This is a genomic window from Salinivibrio sp. SS3, assembly GCF_001722105.1.
In the GTDB taxonomy this organism is placed as follows: Bacteria; Pseudomonadota; Gammaproteobacteria; order Enterobacterales; family Vibrionaceae; genus Salinivibrio; species Salinivibrio kushneri.
Genome location: NZ_MEBQ01000013.1, coordinates 1 through 1,313, shown reverse-complemented (window position 1 = coordinate 1,313; position 1,313 = coordinate 1). Strand labels below are relative to the sequence as shown.

The following is a 1,313-nucleotide window of genomic DNA, read 5'->3' as shown; positions in this document are numbered from 1 at the left end:
TGGAGAAGACCAAGGCGCTTGAGAGAACTCGGGTGAAGGAACTAGGCAAAATGGTACCGTAACTTCGGGAGAAGGTACGCTGCCCGCGGTGAAGTCCCTTGCGGATGGAGCTATGGGCAGTCGCAGATACCAGGTGGCTGCAACTGTTTATTAAAAACACAGCACTGTGCAAAATCGAAAGATGACGTATACGGTGTGACGCCTGCCCGGTGCCGGAAGGTTAATTGATGTGGTTATCGCAAGAGAAGCCATTGATTGAAGCCCCGGTAAACGGCGGCCGTAACTATAACGGTCCTAAGGTAGCGAAATTCCTTGTCGGGTAAGTTCCGACCTGCACGAATGGCGTAATGATGGCCACGCTGTCTCCACCCGAGACTCAGTGAAATTGAAATCGCAGTGAAGATGCTGTGTACCCGCGGCTAGACGGAAAGACCCCGTGAACCTTTACTACAGCTTGGCACTGAACATTGAGCCTACATGTGTAGGATAGGTGGGAGGCTTTGAAGCGGCGACGCCAGTTGCTGTGGAGCCATCCTTGAAATACCACCCTTGTATGTTTGATGTTCTAACTTAGCCCCATTATCTGGGGTGAGGACAGTGCCTGGTGGGTAGTTTGACTGGGGCGGTCTCCTCCCAAAGTGTAACGGAGGAGCACGAAGGTGGGCTAATCACGGTCGGACATCGTGAGGTTAGTGCAATGGCATAAGCCCGCTTAACTGCGAGAGTGACGGCTCGAGCAGGTACGAAAGTAGGTCATAGTGATCCGGTGGTTCTGAATGGAAGGGCCATCGCTCAACGGATAAAAGGTACTCCGGGGATAACAGGCTGATACCGCCCAAGAGTTCATATCGACGGCGGTGTTTGGCACCTCGATGTCGGCTCATCACATCCTGGGGCTGAAGTCGGTCCCAAGGGTATGGCTGTTCGCCATTTAAAGTGGTACGCGAGCTGGGTTTAGAACGTCGTGAGACAGTTCGGTCCCTATCTGCCGTGGGCGTTGGATGATTGAGGGGAGCTGCTCCTAGTACGAGAGGACCGGAGTGGACGAACCGCTGGTGTTCGGGTTGTGTCGCCAGACGCATTGCCCGGTAGCTAAGTTCGGCACAGATAAGCGCTGAAAGCATCTAAGCGCGAAGCTGGCCCCGAGATGAGTCATCCCTAGAGCCTCGAGCTCTCTAAAGGGTTGTTCTAGACGAGAACGTTGATAGGCAGGGTGTGTAAGCGCTGTGAGGCGTTGAGCTAACCTGTACTAATGGCCCGTGAGGCTTAACCATACAACACCCAAGCGGTTTTGGGTTGGACTTAAATAAAGA

The 1,313-nt window shown here is 53.5% G+C and carries 1 rRNA gene; it reads left to right on the top strand.

Features of this window, described 5'->3' with window-relative positions:
* Positions 1-1,274, top strand: a 23S ribosomal RNA gene (locus tag BGL48_RS16345); the annotation flags it as partial.
* Positions 1,275-1,313: the final 39 nt, after the last annotated feature.